Origin of the sequence: Trichlorobacter ammonificans (genome assembly GCF_933509905.1) — a bacterium.
Lineage (GTDB): Bacteria > Desulfobacterota > Desulfuromonadia > Geobacterales > Pseudopelobacteraceae > Trichlorobacter > Trichlorobacter ammonificans.
The window spans coordinates 1,249,330-1,264,650 of record NZ_OW150024.1; the positions used below are offsets into that span (position 1 = coordinate 1,249,330).

The 15,321-nt window shown below is 55.9% G+C and carries 15 protein-coding genes and 4 tRNA genes; 15 read left to right on the forward strand and 4 right to left on the reverse strand.

All coding sequences use genetic code 11. The annotated features are described in order from the left end of the window. Window positions 1-13: 13 nt before the first annotated feature. Genes RAK07_RS05650 through trmB form a run of 4 tightly spaced genes read right to left on the reverse strand, consistent with a single transcriptional unit; the run spans window position 14 to window position 3,453 of the window. The gene (locus tag RAK07_RS05650; protein WP_305733484.1) at window positions 14-898 is read right to left on the reverse strand and encodes a sugar phosphate isomerase/epimerase family protein; all 885 of its coding nucleotides are present in this window, start codon (window positions 896-898) and stop codon (window positions 14-16) included. Window positions 899-929: 31 nt separating this feature from the next. Continuing rightward, window positions 930-2,465 (reverse strand): sodium:solute symporter family transporter, encoded by a 1,536-nt coding sequence (locus RAK07_RS05655; protein WP_305731867.1) that lies wholly within the window; start codon window positions 2,463-2,465, stop codon window positions 930-932. Continuing rightward, on the reverse strand, window positions 2,465-2,812 hold the full coding sequence (locus RAK07_RS05660; RefSeq protein WP_305731868.1) for a DUF4212 domain-containing protein: 348 nt from the start codon (window positions 2,810-2,812) through the stop codon (window positions 2,465-2,467). The genes RAK07_RS05655 and RAK07_RS05660 overlap by 1 nt, the downstream gene beginning before the upstream one ends. Next, window positions 2,809-3,453 carry a tRNA (guanosine(46)-N7)-methyltransferase TrmB gene (gene trmB / locus RAK07_RS05665; RefSeq protein ID WP_305731869.1) on the reverse strand — a complete coding sequence of 215 codons (645 nt, stop codon included), beginning with the start codon at window positions 3,451-3,453 and terminating at the stop codon, window positions 2,809-2,811. The genes RAK07_RS05660 and trmB overlap by 4 nt, the downstream gene beginning before the upstream one ends. A gap of 119 nt (window positions 3,454-3,572) precedes the next feature. Here trmB and RAK07_RS05670 point away from each other — a divergent pair, with 119 nt between their 5' ends. The 15 genes from RAK07_RS05670 to RAK07_RS05740 all read left to right on the forward strand — a co-directional run bounded on the left by RAK07_RS05670 (window position 3,573) and on the right by RAK07_RS05740 (window position 15,272). After that, window positions 3,573-3,818 carry a hypothetical protein gene (locus tag RAK07_RS05670; protein WP_305731870.1) on the forward strand — a complete coding sequence of 82 codons (246 nt, stop codon included), beginning with the start codon at window positions 3,573-3,575 and terminating at the stop codon, window positions 3,816-3,818. After that, window positions 3,819-4,586, forward strand: a complete 768-nt coding sequence (locus tag RAK07_RS05675) for an enoyl-ACP reductase FabI (RefSeq protein WP_305731871.1) — start codon at window positions 3,819-3,821, stop codon at window positions 4,584-4,586. Between the two features lie 187 nt (window positions 4,587-4,773). Further along, window positions 4,774-4,856: transfer RNA gene (locus RAK07_RS05680), tRNA-Leu, on the forward strand. Window positions 4,857-4,897: 41 nt separating this feature from the next. After that, window positions 4,898-6,217, forward strand: a complete 1,320-nt coding sequence (tig, locus tag RAK07_RS05685; RefSeq protein ID WP_305731872.1) for a trigger factor — start codon at window positions 4,898-4,900, stop codon at window positions 6,215-6,217. An 18-nt stretch (window positions 6,218-6,235) separates the two neighbouring features. Further along, window positions 6,236-6,835 carry an ATP-dependent Clp endopeptidase proteolytic subunit ClpP gene (clpP, locus tag RAK07_RS05690; RefSeq protein ID WP_305731873.1) on the forward strand — a complete coding sequence of 200 codons (600 nt, stop codon included), beginning with the start codon at window positions 6,236-6,238 and terminating at the stop codon, window positions 6,833-6,835. Further along, window positions 6,832-8,091 (forward strand): ATP-dependent Clp protease ATP-binding subunit ClpX, encoded by a 1,260-nt coding sequence (gene clpX / locus RAK07_RS05695; protein ID WP_305731874.1) that lies wholly within the window; start codon window positions 6,832-6,834, stop codon window positions 8,089-8,091. Before clpP ends, clpX begins: the two co-directional genes overlap by 4 nt. A 101-nt stretch (window positions 8,092-8,192) precedes the next feature. Continuing rightward, entirely contained in the window at window positions 8,193-8,474 is a 282-nt protein-coding gene (locus RAK07_RS05700; protein ID WP_305731875.1) for an HU family DNA-binding protein, read from the forward strand. A 29-nt stretch (window positions 8,475-8,503) separates the two neighbouring features. Beyond that, window positions 8,504-8,580 (forward strand) — tRNA-Asp (locus tag RAK07_RS05705). 15 nt (window positions 8,581-8,595) lie between these two features. After that, window positions 8,596-8,671, forward strand: a tRNA-Val gene (locus RAK07_RS05710). A gap of 321 nt (window positions 8,672-8,992) precedes the next feature. Further along, on the forward strand, window positions 8,993-11,065 hold the full coding sequence (locus tag RAK07_RS05715) for a TIGR03768 family metallophosphoesterase (protein WP_305731876.1): 2,073 nt from the start codon (window positions 8,993-8,995) through the stop codon (window positions 11,063-11,065). 252 nt (window positions 11,066-11,317) lie between these two features. Beyond that, window positions 11,318-11,394, forward strand: a tRNA-Asp gene (locus tag RAK07_RS05720). A 60-nt stretch (window positions 11,395-11,454) separates the two neighbouring features. After that, on the forward strand, window positions 11,455-12,186 hold the full coding sequence (locus tag RAK07_RS05725; RefSeq protein ID WP_305731877.1) for a polyprenol monophosphomannose synthase: 732 nt from the start codon (window positions 11,455-11,457) through the stop codon (window positions 12,184-12,186). Window positions 12,187-12,449: 263 nt separating this feature from the next. Beyond that, window positions 12,450-13,139 carry a cell division ATP-binding protein FtsE gene (gene ftsE / locus RAK07_RS05730; protein WP_305731878.1) on the forward strand — a complete coding sequence of 230 codons (690 nt, stop codon included), beginning with the start codon at window positions 12,450-12,452 and terminating at the stop codon, window positions 13,137-13,139. Further along, window positions 13,117-14,073, forward strand: coding sequence for a permease-like cell division protein FtsX (ftsX, locus tag RAK07_RS05735; RefSeq protein ID WP_305731879.1), 957 nt, complete (start codon window positions 13,117-13,119; stop codon window positions 14,071-14,073). The genes ftsE and ftsX overlap by 23 nt, the downstream gene beginning before the upstream one ends. Further along, window positions 14,073-15,272 carry a murein hydrolase activator EnvC family protein gene (locus RAK07_RS05740; protein WP_305731880.1) on the forward strand — a complete coding sequence of 400 codons (1,200 nt, stop codon included), beginning with the start codon at window positions 14,073-14,075 and terminating at the stop codon, window positions 15,270-15,272. Before ftsX ends, RAK07_RS05740 begins: the two co-directional genes overlap by 1 nt. The last annotated feature ends 49 nt before the right edge of the window (window positions 15,273-15,321 follow it).

The window sequence follows — 15,321 nt, forward strand, 5'->3', positions numbered from 1 at the left end:
GCTCCCTGCTTGTTCAGCCGCCTTGCATTTGGTCGGTTGCGTCCCCATCGCATGCTTCCCCGGGCACACCGTCGGGCAGCCGTTCGAAGGCCCGCATTGCTTCCGCCGGCAACTGGCCGGTCTCTATCCGGGCGTAGACCAGCAACTCCGTCAATCCTTGCAGGATCATCCGCTCGTTTTTGGGGAATTCATGGGGACTCATTTCAAAGGTAAGACAACCTTGATAATCGGTGTGCTGCAGGTGATTCAGAAAACGGGTGATCGGCAGGTAGCCACGTCCCGGCACCAGATGCTCCTGGCCGTAGCCGTAGTCGGAAAAGTGGATATTGCGAATACGACCTGAGTTGTAGAACTGGTAGAAGTCCTCGATGAAGTTGGCATGCCCCGATCCCATATGGGTAGTATCGAAGGTCAGGTAAAGGTTATGTTCCTGGATGAAGTTGATCATATCCTGGGTTGCCGACAGGATGTGGGGATTCATGCCAAAGGGGCCGACCCAGGGCATGTTTTCGATGGTGATCAATACCTGACCGTCCAGCCCGATCTCCTTCTGAAAGTCCTGAATCTTGTACAGCCAGCGCCAGAAACCGATTTCGAGTCCCAGCCACGAGGGGGGATGGAAGTTGACCAGCGGAATCCCGGTTTCCGCTGCCAGTTCGACGCTGAGCCTGAGCGACTCAATGGGACCACCCCAGCCGTCGAGGGGCATGAATGGCGCATGAATGGAATTGATCGGCGCGATTGCCTGGAGAGAGCGTACCAAACGCTCCGGGTAGGCCCGCTGGAATTCCTGGTTGATGATCAATTCCACACCGTCGAATCCTGCCGCCACCGCAAGTTCGCAGGCTCGCTGCACCGGCAGGGTAAACAGCGAGCCGCTGGAGAGAGATATCTGCACTCCCGGCATCATGCCATCGGCCTGCGCAGGGTCACGGTGCGTCACCGGCATCGTGGACGTCACGGACCAGGAAGGTGACGATTTCCCGGGAAGGAGGGGGTGTCAGGCGGGAAACCACGATCATGGTGAGGATCACCAGCGGCGCTCCCAGAAAAGCCGATGAGGTAAGCGGAAAGAGTGTCCTCACGATCGGAAAAGTGTTTCCCAGAAACAGCGAGATGAAGGTGATGAAAACACCGAGTACCATGCCGGAAATGACACCGGCCGCATTGGTCCTGCTCCACCAGATTCCCAGCAGGAATGCCGGAAAGATGGTGTTGCCGGCAAGGGCAAAGGCCACGGCAGCGATTTCCGCAATCATCCCGACTTCATTCAGTGACAGCAGTAACACAATGACTGCCAGTAGCAGGAAAAACCCTTTGGCCACCATCAGTTTATCCTGCTCCGTAGCTGCAGGACGCAACAGACGGGGATAGATGTCGTAGGCAAAGGCGGCCGAACCGCTCTGCAGCAGGCCGGAGACAGCGTAGAATGCCGCTGCCATCCCTCCCGCAACCAGCAGGCCTACCAGCCATTCCGGCAGGCCGGTTTGAATGGCGGCATGGAGGATGACCAAGTCGGCGGTGGCGGGGTCGGCCGGTTTGAAAGGGGTGCCGGAGTAAGCATCCAGAAGGCGGGTCAACACACCGTAGGCCGGTGCGGACCAGTAGATCAGCGAAATGAAGAACAGTCCCCAGACAACTCCCCAGCGGGCGTCTCGCATGCGCGGAGCCAGATAAAAACGGGAAAGGACATGGGGAAGGCCGCAGGTACCAAACATCAGGGTGAAGCAGAGGGCGAGCCAATGATAGATGGAAACCGTAGTAAACGGCTCGGCCCAGAAGAAGCCGAAATGACTCTGCAGGTCAATCATAGCCTCGCCGTACCCGAACTGGGGAAGCAGCCAGAAATAGCCCAGTTGCCGGTTCAGGTACATGAGCGGCAGGACGAAGGCGGTGATCAGAACGAAGTATTGCAGCTTCTGGTTGCGTACGACTCCCAGAGCACCGGAAATGACGATCAGGCCGACCACGATGGCGGCGCCCAGCAGCAGGGCCGAACGATAGTCGATGCCGAAAATCCAGGAGACCAGCAGGGCAATTCCCCGGTACTGCGCTACGCAGTAAATTATTGAAATAACTATAGAAATTAGTGCAGCCACCGTGCGGGCGGTTTCTGATTCATAACGAAAACCGACGAAGTCGGGGGCGGTGAACTTGCCGAAACGGCGAATCTGGTTGGCCATGAGCAGCAGCAGCAGAATGTAGCCGCCGGTCCAGCCGATAACGAAGGCCAGCGCGTAATAACCTTTCAGGTAGAAGATGCCGGCAAGCCCCATGATGCTTGCCGCGCTCATCCAGTTGCTGGCAATGGCAGCCCCGCTGCCCAGCCAGCCGGTGTAGCTGCCGCCGAATCCGTAGTTTTCCGGGTGCTGGCGCAGCTTATGCGTCAGGCCGCCCAGGATGAACAGCACGAACATGCCGATGACTATGGCGAGGGGAGTCGTATGAATATCCTGAGCGTGCATCAGTTCATCTCCTCCCTGCGGCGTCCTCTGGCACGGTAACGGATCGCTTCCATGTGGCGATCCTCGTTGCGGTCCACCCAGAGGTTGAAGCCGACGCCGACCAGAATAAACCAGAGTGGCAGGAACTGTCCGGTCAGCCAATAGGGGATCGGCAGGTTGAATACGATGAACTCGTTCAGAAGACTCCCCCAGGCGGACTTTGCCAGCAACAGGATGCCGAACTGGCTGACGAATACCGCCAGCAGGCAGGGAGTCAACAGGATGGCAATCAGGCGTACCTCCCGGGCCATGACTCCCTTCAAGGGTCTGAAAAGGTTAACGGAACGCGACGAGTCCTGATCATTCATGCAGGTTCCTTCCTTTCTGCCGGCAGTGCCCGGTAGTGGACGAAATAAATCTGTTTACCCTCTGCCATGAACTTGCGCATGTATTTACTGCGGGGATACCCGTCAAGATCGTGCCGCCACGGGTCAGGAGTCAGCATGTTTTCAAACTGCGGATGATCTGCCAGGATGCGGGCGACGTCGATACCGTAATCGTCGAAGTCGGTGGCGAAAAAGAAATCTGCACCGGGTTGGAGATAAGCGTTGATGAAATCGGGAAAGGCGTCATTGACCAGACGTCGTTTGCGCTGACGGCGTTTGGGCCAGGGATCGGGACAATTGATGAACAGGGCTCTGAGTGAAGCGGGAGCAATACAGCGCTGCACAAACGAGCGCGCTTCATCCCGTATAACCCTGATGTTGTTCAGGCCGAGCCGCTCTGCCCGGTTACAGGTTTTCAGGCACCCCTTGTTGTAAAAGTCAAGGGCCAGGTAATTCCACTGTGGATTGCGCTCAGCCATCTGCACGGCAAAATCGCCGACGCCGCAACCAATTTCCAGGACCAGCGGATTGTCGTTCCCGAAAAGTTGTTGCCAGGAAGGGGGACCTTCCAGGTGGGAACCGGATAGGAATAAGGGGGATGCAATAGGGATCATCTGGTGCATGATTGCTTAGCTATAGCATATTTTTTGCGGCATTTCCCATACATTTTGCTCGTTTGCCATTTGTGCTCAGGTGTGCTATAGGCACTGAAAATTCAACGGATACACAAGGGGGAGCTGCAGTGGAGGTTGCCGGTGGGCTCATGATCATGGGGGGGCTGTTGGGGGTGTTGTGCATGGCGGTCTGGCTGAGTCTGCCGATACTGCTGATATCCCTGCGCAACCGTCTGGCGGAGTCCAGGGTGATTCTGGAGGAGTTGTCGCAGCGTATTGCCGCGTTGGAGAAGCGTCTACACTGTTTGCCCCCTCCATCACCGTCGTCCGTCTCCTCTGAACAGACTGTTCCCAAATCGGACCAGGAGGGGTAGATGGGGCTGCTTGCGGGTAAAAAGGTGGTGGTGCTGGGAGTTGCGAACGAGAAGAGCATTGCGTGGGCGATCGCCCGGCTGTTTCATGCTGAAGGAGCCGAGCTGCTGTTGACCTATGCCGGGGAGGCCATTGAGAAACGGGTGAGACCCCTGGCTGAGTCGATCCGGGCGACCGTTGCACCCTGCAATGTGACCAGCGATGAAGAGATTGCCACTCTTATGTCCGCCATCGACGAGCGCTGGGGAGGGATCGATATTCTGATCCACTCCGTGGCGTTTGCCGACAAGGAGGAGCTGAAGGGAAGCATTCTCTCCACGACCCGCCAGGGGTTCTCGATGGCACTTGATATCAGTGCCTACTCCTTCATCGCGCTCCTGAAGGAGGCGCAACCGCTTATGGCCGGACGGAACGCCGTCGCACTGGCCATGAGCTATTATGGCGCCGAAAAGGTGTTCCCCAATTATAATGTTATGGGTGTTGCCAAGGCTGCTCTTGAAGCGTCGGTGCGCTATCTGGCCGTCGGTATGGGTGAGGATGGTGTGCGGGTCAACGCTATATCGGCCGGGCCGATCAAGACGTTGGCAGCTGCCGGGGTTGCCGGTTTCAACCAGATACTGTCCACGGTGGAGGAGCGGGCACCCCTGCGTCGTAACATTACCCAGGAAGAGGTGGCCAAGTCGGCCCTCTACCTCTGCAGTGATCTGGCATCCGGCGTGACCGGCGAGGTTCATTATGTCGATGCCGGGTATCATGTGACGGGTATCTGAAAAGAGAAGCCCGGGCCTGGAGGTGATGCGTTGTGGTGCTCGGGCAGTGAGTGGTGCCGTAGCGTGATGGGGCGGCAGTGATGCGCAACAGGAGTCGCTTCTCTAGCCAAAACACAGCGGAAATCCTCGCTTTTCTTCTTGACGAATCATTTCGTTTTGACTAATTTCAAAAATTCGATTTTTCTTGGCGAGAGTGGCGGAATTGGCAGACGCACCAGACTTAGGATCTGGCGGGCAACCGTAGGGGTTCAACTCCCCTCTCTCGCACCAAGTTACAGCATAAAAAATTCCATTTTAGGTGAGGAGTACAGATGCAGGTTCAGGTTGAAGAGATCAATGACGTCAAGCGCAAGATACATGTAGAGGTTCCTGCCGAGCGGGTTTCCGCCGCCATCGATCGCTCCTTTGCGAGCATCCAGAAGAAGGCTACTCTGTCCGGTTTTCGCAAGGGCAAGGCGCCGCTGGCCATGATCAAGAAATATTATCGGGCCGCCATGCAGGACGAGGTCATGCGCCGCCTCTATGAAGAGACCCTCTTTCCGGCCCTCACCGACAACAAGCTTGAGCCGGTTGATGCACCGTTGATCGAGGATATGTCCCTGATCGAAGAGGGCACGCCGTTCAAGTATTCGGCATTGATCGAAGTTATGCCCAAAATTCTCCTGAAAGATTACAAAGGGCTTGCGGTGAAGAAGGAACGCTATGCCGCCGATGCCGCCGCGGTTGACGCTGAAATTGAACGGATGCGCGAGAACATGGCGCAGTTGCTGCCGGTTGAAGAGGGGGTGGTCGAGGCCGGAATGGTGCTGACCGTTGACTACTCTTTTGCGGTACCGGGGCACCCGGATGAGGATTCCAGTGGTCAGGACGCGCAGGTCGAGGTGGGGAAAGGTACCCTGCTGCCCGGCCTTGAAGAAGGATTGACCGGTATGGCCCTTGGGGAGACCAAGGAGATTGCGGTGACTCTGCCGGACAGCCATGGTAACCCGGAGCTTGCCGGTTCCGGAGCCGTCTTCACGGTGACGCTGAAGGAGATGAAGAAGAAGGAACTGTCCGCACTTGACGACGAGTTTGCCCAACAGTTCGGCGAATTCGAAACCCTGGCCGAGATGCGCGGCAAGCTGGCGGAAATCCGGGAGACCCAGATGAAGGAGCGGATCGAAAACGACCTTAAGGTCCGCATCATTGATGCACTGATCGAGCAGAATCCGCTGGAGGTGCCCGATGCTCTGGTGCGCCGGCAGACTGACTTCATGCTGGAGAATATGAAGAACCGCCTGAAGGGACAGAACATGTCCCTGGAGATGATGGGGCTTGACGAAGAAGGCTTCCGGGCGCGTTTCTGGCCGGAGGCAACCCAGAAGGTCAAGGGGGGCCTGCTGGTGATGGCACTGGTGGAGCAGGAGAATATTGTCGTGGCCGACGATGATCTTGAGGCACGCTATGCCAAGATCGCCGCGGGAGACGAGACCCTGCTTGAGCGGGTACGCACCTTCTACGCAGCTCAGAAAAATGCCCACAACTCACTGATTGCGGAGATCAAGGAAGACAAGGCGATCGCCTTCCTTCTTGAACACGCGGTGATTTCTGAAGTCGATGCCGCCGAGCTGAACGGGGCGGCGGAACAGTAACAGGAGCTGGCATAACCTATGTATGTACCGATGGTGGTTGAACAAAGTGGACGGGGAGAACGGGCCTACGACATCTACTCCCGTCTTCTGAAGGAGCGGATCGTTTTTCTGGGCGGCGAGGTCAATGACCAGGTTGCAGACCTGATCATTGCGCAAATGCTGTTTCTCGAAGCGGAAGATCCGGACAAGGATATTCATCTCTATATCAACTCTCCCGGCGGTGTGGTGACCGCCGGTATGGCGATCTTCGATACCATGAACTACATCAAGGCGCCGGTCTCCACCATCTGCATCGGTCAGGCCGCATCCATGGGAGCGGTGCTGCTGGCTGCCGGCCAGAAGGGGAAACGGTTCGCCTTGCCCCATGCCCGCATCATGATCCATCAGCCGTCCGGCGGTTCCCGGGGACAGGCGACGGATATCATGATCCAGGCAGAGGAAATCCTGCGGATGAAGCGAGAGCTGAACCGGATTCTCGGCGAGCTTTGCGGGCAGCCGGTGGAGCGGATCGAGCGGGATACGGAGCGGGATTACTTCATGTCGGCTGCCGAAGCGGCGGATTATGGACTGGTCGATGCTGTCATGATCCGGCGCCAGGAGAGTGGAGGTGACGAATGAGTCGTCGTGATACCGGTCGTGATCACTTGACCTGCTCGTTCTGTGGTAAGAGCCAGGACGAGGTGAGGAAACTGATTGCCGGACCGGCGGTCTATATCTGCGATGAATGCATCGAACTCTGCAATGACATCATTGCAGAAGAGAATCGGATGGACGATACCCTGGGGCCCGATGTTGCCAAACTGCCCAAGCCCCATGAGATCAAGGAGTTTCTCGACGAGTACGTCATTGGTCAGGAGATGGCCAAAAAGGTGCTGTCTGTTGCGGTTTATAACCACTACAAGCGGATTGAGCATCCCGCCAAGCCCGGCGATGTTGAGATGCAGAAGAGTAACATTTTGATCCTGGGACCTACCGGTTCCGGCAAGACGCTGCTGGCCCAGACCCTGGCCCGGATGCTGAAAGTTCCCTTTGCCATGGCCGATGCCACGAACCTGACAGAGGCAGGTTACGTGGGTGAGGATGTGGAGAACATCATTCTCAGCTTGCTCCAAGCTGCTGACTACGACGTGGAACGGGCGCAGAAAGGTATCGTCTACATCGATGAGATCGACAAGATTGCCCGCAAGGCTGAGTCTCCGTCGTTGACCCGTGATGTTTCCGGGGAGGGGGTGCAGCAGGCCCTGTTGAAGATCATCGAAGGCACCGTCGCCAGCATTCCCCCTAAGGGTGGCCGGAAGCATCCCCAGCAGGAATTCCTGAAGGTGGATACCACCAACATCCTCTTTATCTGCGGTGGCGCCTTTGCCGGCCTTGACGCGGTTATTCAGCAGCGGATCGGCAAAAAGACCCTCGGCTTCGGGGCGGACGTCAAGAAAAAGACCGAAAAGAAGGCCGGGGAGCTGCTGTTGCAGGTGACGCCGGAAGACCTGCTGAAGTATGGCTATATTCCGGAATTTATCGGACGACTGCCGATGCTCGCCAGCCTGACGGAGCTTGACGAGGATGCCTTGGTCCAGATTCTTACCGAACCGAAGAACGCCTTGATCAAACAGTATCTGAAACTGCTGGAGATGGAGGGAGTGCGTCTGCGTTTTACCGACGGAGCGTTGGTCACCATAGCCAAGGAAGCGCTGAAGCGCAACACGGGGGCACGTGGACTGCGGGCCATTCTGGAAAGCGCCATGCTGGATGTCATGTACGACATACCATCTCAAAATACGGTACGCGAGGTGGTGATCAGTGAAGAGGTGATCGCCCGAAAAGAGCGCCCATTGTTGGTGCATGAGTCTCAGCCTGTCCCTGCTGCCGCATAATCACTGAATTAGTGCTTGACAGGTTCTGAGGTCATCTGGTAAACACTTCTTCGCTTTTGAACAATCCAACCAACGTATCAACAAATTAGAGGAGGTGTAACGTGACAAAGGCAGAGCTGATTGCGGCTGTCGCCGAGAAGGCCGGACTGAAAAAGGTGGAGGCAGAAAAAGCAGTGGCAGGATTCATTGCTGCGGTTACCGGCGCTTTGAAAAAAGGTGACAAACTCAGCCTGGTTGGTTTCGGCACCTTCAGCACCAGCAAGCGCGCTGCCCGTAAGGGGCAGAATCCCCAGACCGGCCAGAAGATCACCATCCCCGCCGCTCTGGTGCCCAAGTTCAAGCCGGGCAAGGCCTTGAAAGACGCAGTTAACAGCAAGAAGTAAGCGGATTTTATACCAGATTTTTCTGTTCAGGGGTTGTAGCTCAGTCGGTTAGAGTGCCGGCCTGTCACGCCGGAGGTCGCGGGTTCGAGCCCCGTCAACCCCGCCATAGTTATGAAGTATCGGGTGAATAGCTCAGCTGGGAGAGCGCCAGCCTTACAAGCTGGATGTCGGGGGTTCGATCCCCTCTTCACCCACCAATTTAATAGCCGCCGCTGTTTGGACAGCATTCAAGAGCCCCTGGATTTCAGGGGCTTTTGTTTTGTGCTCCGGGTGTGGTGTCTACGCCCTGCCTGGCGCTGTCTGGTAGCCGGTGACTAGAACGTGCGCAAGTCCTCCACTGACCCAGATGGTGGGACCGTTATCCGATTCTGTTGTTCGGTGACGCCCCTGGTGATATATGTTTTCTTCCGCCGACAAAGTGAAGAGAAAGAGGAGTTGCAGATGTAGTCTTGCTTTTTGAGCTTTGAGATAGGTTGAATACTAACAAGTAGCTGATAATCCAACCAAAGGGGAGGCCTATGAGTGATCAAGGCAACGGACAAAAACGAGGCGGCGAGGTAACGCGGCGGGAATTTATCAAATACACTGCCGGGACAGCAGCCTGTATTTCCCTGGGAAGTTTCAGTTTCGGCTGTGGCAGTACCAGCAGCTTTCCCCAGGTGTCAGGCTACCCCATTGACTCAACGGTGGTTAAAACCACGCAGCGCATGATCTCTTTTCCGTATACCGCGCCGACACCGGGCCTTTCTCCGGGTATGCCCCACACGCCCAATCCTCCCCAAAGCCCTAACGGCGGGACAGCACTTAACTGGGATCAACTGTGCCAAGTTCAGGACTATGACCGGCTGGGCTATGGCACGTGGTCCTATGTGGACTCGCCGCTTCCGATAGTACAGCGGACCGATATTATGCAAACCGGCTACAGCGCTGCGTCAGTCGCCAAAAGAACGCGGCTGCTGAACTTCTTTGCCATGACCGATGTCCATCTTACCGACAAGGAAGCCCCGAACCAGTTTATCAACCTCCAGCAGACAAATAGCGATTATTCCGGGCAGAATAGTTCCATCTACTCGCCGGTCATGCTCTATACCCCCCAGGTGTTTGATGCTGCCATCCAGACGGCAAACGCCCTGCACAGGAACGATCCCTTTGATTTCTTCATCTCGCTGGGAGATGTCTGTAACTCTGGTATGTACAATGAACTCAGGTGGTATATCGACATCATTGACGGCAAGGTGATTACTCCCAGTTCAGGCGATCATCGCGGTGCTGACAGTATTGCGTATCAGAAGCCGTTCAAGGCGGCCGGTCTGGACAAATCGATCCCGTTCTATCAGGCCCTTGGCAACCACGACCACTTCATGATCGGTTCATTTCCCGTCTATGAAAACGGTCTGGACGCGTCGTATACCAACACCACGATCTGGTCTGCACCCAATGAGGTGCTTATCCCCAATACCGCCACGTTTCCGGCCCTATTCAACTGCAATAACCTGAAAAGCCAGAGTTACCAGCAGTATTATCAGGGTGTTATTGATGGGGCAACCCCGTACGGCAGTATTCGTGGTGCAGGGGCTGTTCAAAGCTTCAGCACACCCCCGAAAGTTGCGGCCGACCCCAATCGCCGTTTTCTGCACCGGGTGGACTGGATGCAGGAATTCTACAAAACAACCACAACACCGGTTGGCCACGGTTTTAATCTTGTCGCATCCAACAAAAATATCGGCCTGATTCCAGTTGCTGACCGGGCCGGTTTTGCCTGCTACAGTTTTGTGCCCAAGTCCAGCGTACCGCTGAAAGTGATTGTGCTTGATGACACACAGCGGGAAGATGACGGTTCCCTCGATATCCATGGTCACGGTTTTCTGGATGCAGCCCGCTGGGCCTGGCTGCAGGCAGAGCTTGATGATGGCCAGGCGGCCAATCAGTTGATGATCATTGCTGCGCACATACCGATCGGTGTTTCCAATATCGGCACTGAAATGGAATGGTGGCTCGGCGATGCCAATGCGAAAACAGCAAATGCAGTGAACCTGACGGCGCTGGTCGCGAAGCTTCAGAGCTCTACGAACCTGCTGATGTGGATTGCAGGGCATCGTCATTTCAATACAGTCAAGGCTTTTGTGTCCCCTGATCCGGCTAGTGCGCCTGAAAAAGGATTCTGGCAGGTGGAAAGCTCGTCCTTGCGTGATTTTCCACAGCAGTTCCGTACCTTTGAAATTTTTATCAACAGTGACTATTCCATTTCAATAGAAACGGTCAACGTTGATATCGCGGTGAAGGAAGGCACGCCCGCGGCAACTTCACGGAAGTATGCCATTGCCACGCAGCAGATACTGCACAATGATTTGAGGGCGAACTCGATCAACTATGCGCAATTAAGTCCTGGAGTTCCTTTGCCGACGATGGATCCAACCCGGCCGCAGGCTGGTGTGCAAACCTTGGAAACCGGAACTCCTGACCCGTCCATTCAGTTTGTCGATCTGACCTCAAAAGGGGTTCCCTACAATGCATCATACAACGCCCGGCTGTTCAAGCAGTTGAGCCCGGCCATGAAGGCCCATTTGCAGAAATTGTATCCAACGCTGTAACCTGATTCAGGGACAAGACCTCTGGTCTCAACCGACATCTTGCTGGCGTGATCGAGAACGCATCCTTGTTCACTACGGAGCAAATATTTTTCTTGCAAAGAAAACGACAACCGTGTAAATAAACGGCTTCAACGATTTGATTTGAAGCTGCTGAAAATGTCGATAGAAGGCTGAGTTTCGTATAGCAGCGATGTAGCTACAAGTAGCTTTCTCGAGTTTTGTTCTTTTGTTCATGCATTCGATGTCTTCAATGGGGTTGTAGCTCAGTCGGTTAGAGTGCCGGCCTGTCACGCCGGAGGTCGCGGGTTCGAGCCCCGTCAACCCCGCCATTTATTTTCAAAAAGGGCGCTTTCCAGCGCCCTTTTGTTGTTGCATAGATCGGTCGGATTATGCAAAACGCCTATGTGGTGATTCCCACCTATAACGAGCAGGACAACCTCCGCAGCCTGATCGACCAGATTCTCGTTCAGCATCCAGCCTTGCGGGTGCTGGTTGTTGACGACAACTCCCCTGATGGTACCGGCAGACTTGCCGATGAGCTTGCCCGCTCAAACGAGCGCGTCAGGGTACTGCATCGACCAACCAAGATGGGGCTCGGCTCTGCGTACCGTGACGGCTTCCGGTATGCCATGGGCCTCGGCGCCGACCTGCTGATCGAGATGGATGCCGATTTTTCCCACGACCCCACAATTCTTCCCCTGTTTCTCGAAAAAAGTGCCGACTTCGATTTGGTTATTGGTTCCCGCTACCTAAACGGTATCAGTGTGGTCAACTGGCCACTACGTCGCCTGATGCTCAGCTACGCTGCAAACGCCTATACGCGATTGATCACCGGCTTGCAAATCAGGGACTGCACCAGCGGATTCAAGTGTTTCAGGCGCTCCCTGATCCAGCGTATTGATCTCGACAGGGTGCGTTCCGATGGCTACTCATTCCAGATTGAGATGAACTTTCACGCCCACTGCCTGGGAGCACGGATCTGTGAAGTCCCCATTATCTTCATCGATCGCAGGGCCGGCCACTCAAAAATGTCGAAGCGAATCGTGCGGGAGGCAATCGTCATGGTCTGGAAGCTAAAACTGAAGCAGCTGCTGGGCATGGGAGTGTGTCGTGGGCGCTGAGCTCTGGGCCGTTGTTGGCACACTTTCCTTCTGGGGATGGGTCGGAGCTTTTTGGGTAGGAATTTTCAGCTCTTTTTCCGCACAAGGGGAGTTTCGATCAAAGCCGGCATTGCTGTGGGGGACCCTGGCCCTGGTAAGCGGAATCCTTACAGTACTGGCTCTGCTGAAAGCGCCGTGAGCATTTTGCAGCACGGTTTGCGTTTGTTCTTGAACCGGCTCTGTGATAGTAGTGAAGAACCTCATCTGAACGAGTGGTGACTGTAATGATCCAGTTTCACAATGTTTCGCTGGCCTACCAGAAGGATGCGACGGCGCTCGATACGATCAGTTTCAGGGCTGCAAAGGGAGAGTTTCTCTTCCTCACGGGGCCGTCCGGGGCCGGCAAGACCACCCTGCTGAAACTCATCTACGGCGCACTGCGCCCCAGTCGCGGTCAGGTTATAGTGAACGGCCAGAATATCAGTCGACTCACGCCGGCCGAGGTGCCTTTCCTGCGCCGCACTATTGGCGTGGTGTTCCAGGATTTCAAGCTGCTCCCCCACCGGACGGTGTTCGAGAATGTCGCCATTACGCTGGAGGTTGCCGGCTGTTCCGGAAGTGATATCGGTAAACGGGTGATGCATATCCTGCGGCAGGTCGGCATGGAGGGTAAGCAGGGGCTGACGCCGTTGCGACTCTCCGGCGGTGAGCAGCAGCGAGTGGCCCTGGCCAGGGCGCTGGTCAATGAACCGCGAATCCTGCTGGCTGACGAACCGACCGGCAATCTCGATGAAGCCAACAAGATGCAGATTCTTTCCATTTTCAAGGAGGCGAACGTCAAGGGGACCACCGTCATTGTGGCTACCCACGACCGACGCCTGATCGAGCAGACGCATCAGCGGGTCATCGTGTTGAGAAACGGCTGTCTGGTCGAAGCCGGAGAGGCGGGTCATGCAGAAGAAGCCAGTCGCTAAACGTCCGGCCATGGCATCCACGGGAGCCGGGGGGCGGTTCTCTTATTTTGTGAAACGGGCCGTGGCGAACATGCGTCAGAACACGTTTGTCAACGCGGTAACGGTGGGAACCATCACCCTTGCCCTGCTGATTGTTGCCCTGTTTCTCCTGGTGTTCGTCAACCTGGAGAGTGCTGCCGAAAGCTGGAGTGAGAAGGTACAGATAACGGTTTACTTCGACCGGGAACTGGCGCCGCAGGAACAGGGCGATTTGAAAAACAAGATCATGGGCCTTGGCGGAACTGCCCGTGTCGCATGGGTCGGCAAGGATGAAGCTCTGAAACGTTTCAAAGGGCGACTGCGCGGACAGGAAACCCTGCTGGAGGGGATACGTGCAGACATCCTGCCGGCATCGTTCGAGATAACCCTGAAAAAGAACAGCCGCAGCAGCGAGGCGGTTGAGGCATATGTAACCCGCTTGCGCGCCATCCCCGGTATGGGAGAGATCCAGTACGGCGAGGAGTGGGTTCGTCGTTTCAATACCTTTCTCACTTTCATGCGGGTGGTGGGGGCTTTGTTGGGAGCTTTTCTGGTGCTGGCAGTGGTTTTCATCGTTTCCAACACGATCCGCCTCACCATTTACGCCCGGAGAGACGAGCTGGAAGTGATGTCCCTGGTGGGAGCCACCAGGATGTTCATTAAGATGCCGTTTCTGCTGGAGGGGCTGTTGCAAGGGATAGCGGGCGGCCTGATGTCGCTGCTGCTGCTGTTTGTCACCTATGAGTTGTTTTTGCACAATTCGGGTAACTTTCTTACCTTTAATCCTGTTACCGCCGGCTTGGCTTTTTTACCGCCTGAATACTGCGTCGCCCTGCTTCTTTCCGGCGGCATGCTGGGGATCGTGGGCAGCCTGACGGCACTGCGTCGTTTTATCGGCGATCTCACCAACTGCTGATGTTGATCTCCCGGCGGCTCATACTTGTGCTCTGGTGTCTTGCCCTGCTTGCGCCGGTGGCGTCGGTTGCCAATACGCCCCATGAAGAACTGCGCAGCGTCAAACGTGAGATCCGGAAAAAACAGTCACAGATCAACACCAGTCGCAAGGTTGAGGCTGCGGTTTCCAGTGAGCTGCAGGAAATCAGCCGCACCCTTTCCCGTAAGGAAGCAGAGCTGAAGCAGCTCGACCGGGAACTCTCCGATGTCGAGGGAGGAATTCATCGTACCGAGCAGGAGATCGGCCGGGTGACCGAGGAGGCGCAAGTCCGGCAACGCCAGATCGAGCGCCGGCTTGTTTCTCTGTACAAAGCCGGTGAACTGGGGGCGTTGCGCCTGTTCTTCTCCGCTGACAGCTTCCCCCAGATGGCCGAAAATGTCCGTTACATGGGGTCAATCCTCGAGAACGACAAGCGCGTTTTTCAGGAGTATCATAAAAAAATTGAAGAGCTGGGGCAGCTGAAGAAGCGCCTTGAAGCCGATGCTTCCCGCAAGGAGCGGATCAAGGACAACATCGCCTTAAAAAAACGGGAAATCGAGGCGGAAAAGAGCAGGAAGGCCAGCCATCTTTCCACTGTCCGCCAAGACCGACAGGCGCACGAAGCGTCGTTGCGGACGCTGCAGGCGAATGCGGCGCGTCTGCAGTCGATGCTTGAGCGGCTTGAGGCCCAGAGCCGCCGGCGCGCGGCCCAGAGACAGGACCGTACCGGCGTGCAGAAGGGGAAGCCGCTGCCGGAGTTGCCACCAGTACCCGATCGGGGATTCGCGTCCCAGAAGGGGCGGATGCGGATGCCGGTGAACGGAGAGGTCATCGAGACCTATGGCAAGCATAAGCACCCGGAATTCAACTCCTTTACGTTCAGTAAAGGGTTGCTCATCGCCGCGTCGCTGGGCAGTGATATCAGGTCGATCTATGACGGTTCCGTCATATTTGCCGATTACTTCAAGGGGTACGGCAACATGGTGATCATCGACCACGGTGGTGGCTATTTCAGCCTCTATGCCCATGCTTCGAAAATATCCCGTAAGGTGGGGGCAGAGGTGAACCGCGGTGATGTCATCGGTTCCGTCGGGGATGTCGACTCCACCAGGGGAGCAGTGCTCTATTTTGAAATACGTCACCAGGGCAAGCCGGTGGACCCGGCGGGATGGGTGCGTTGAGAATAAAAAAACCACTCGTTTCCGTTTTGATTTCAAGGTAAGATGAGGT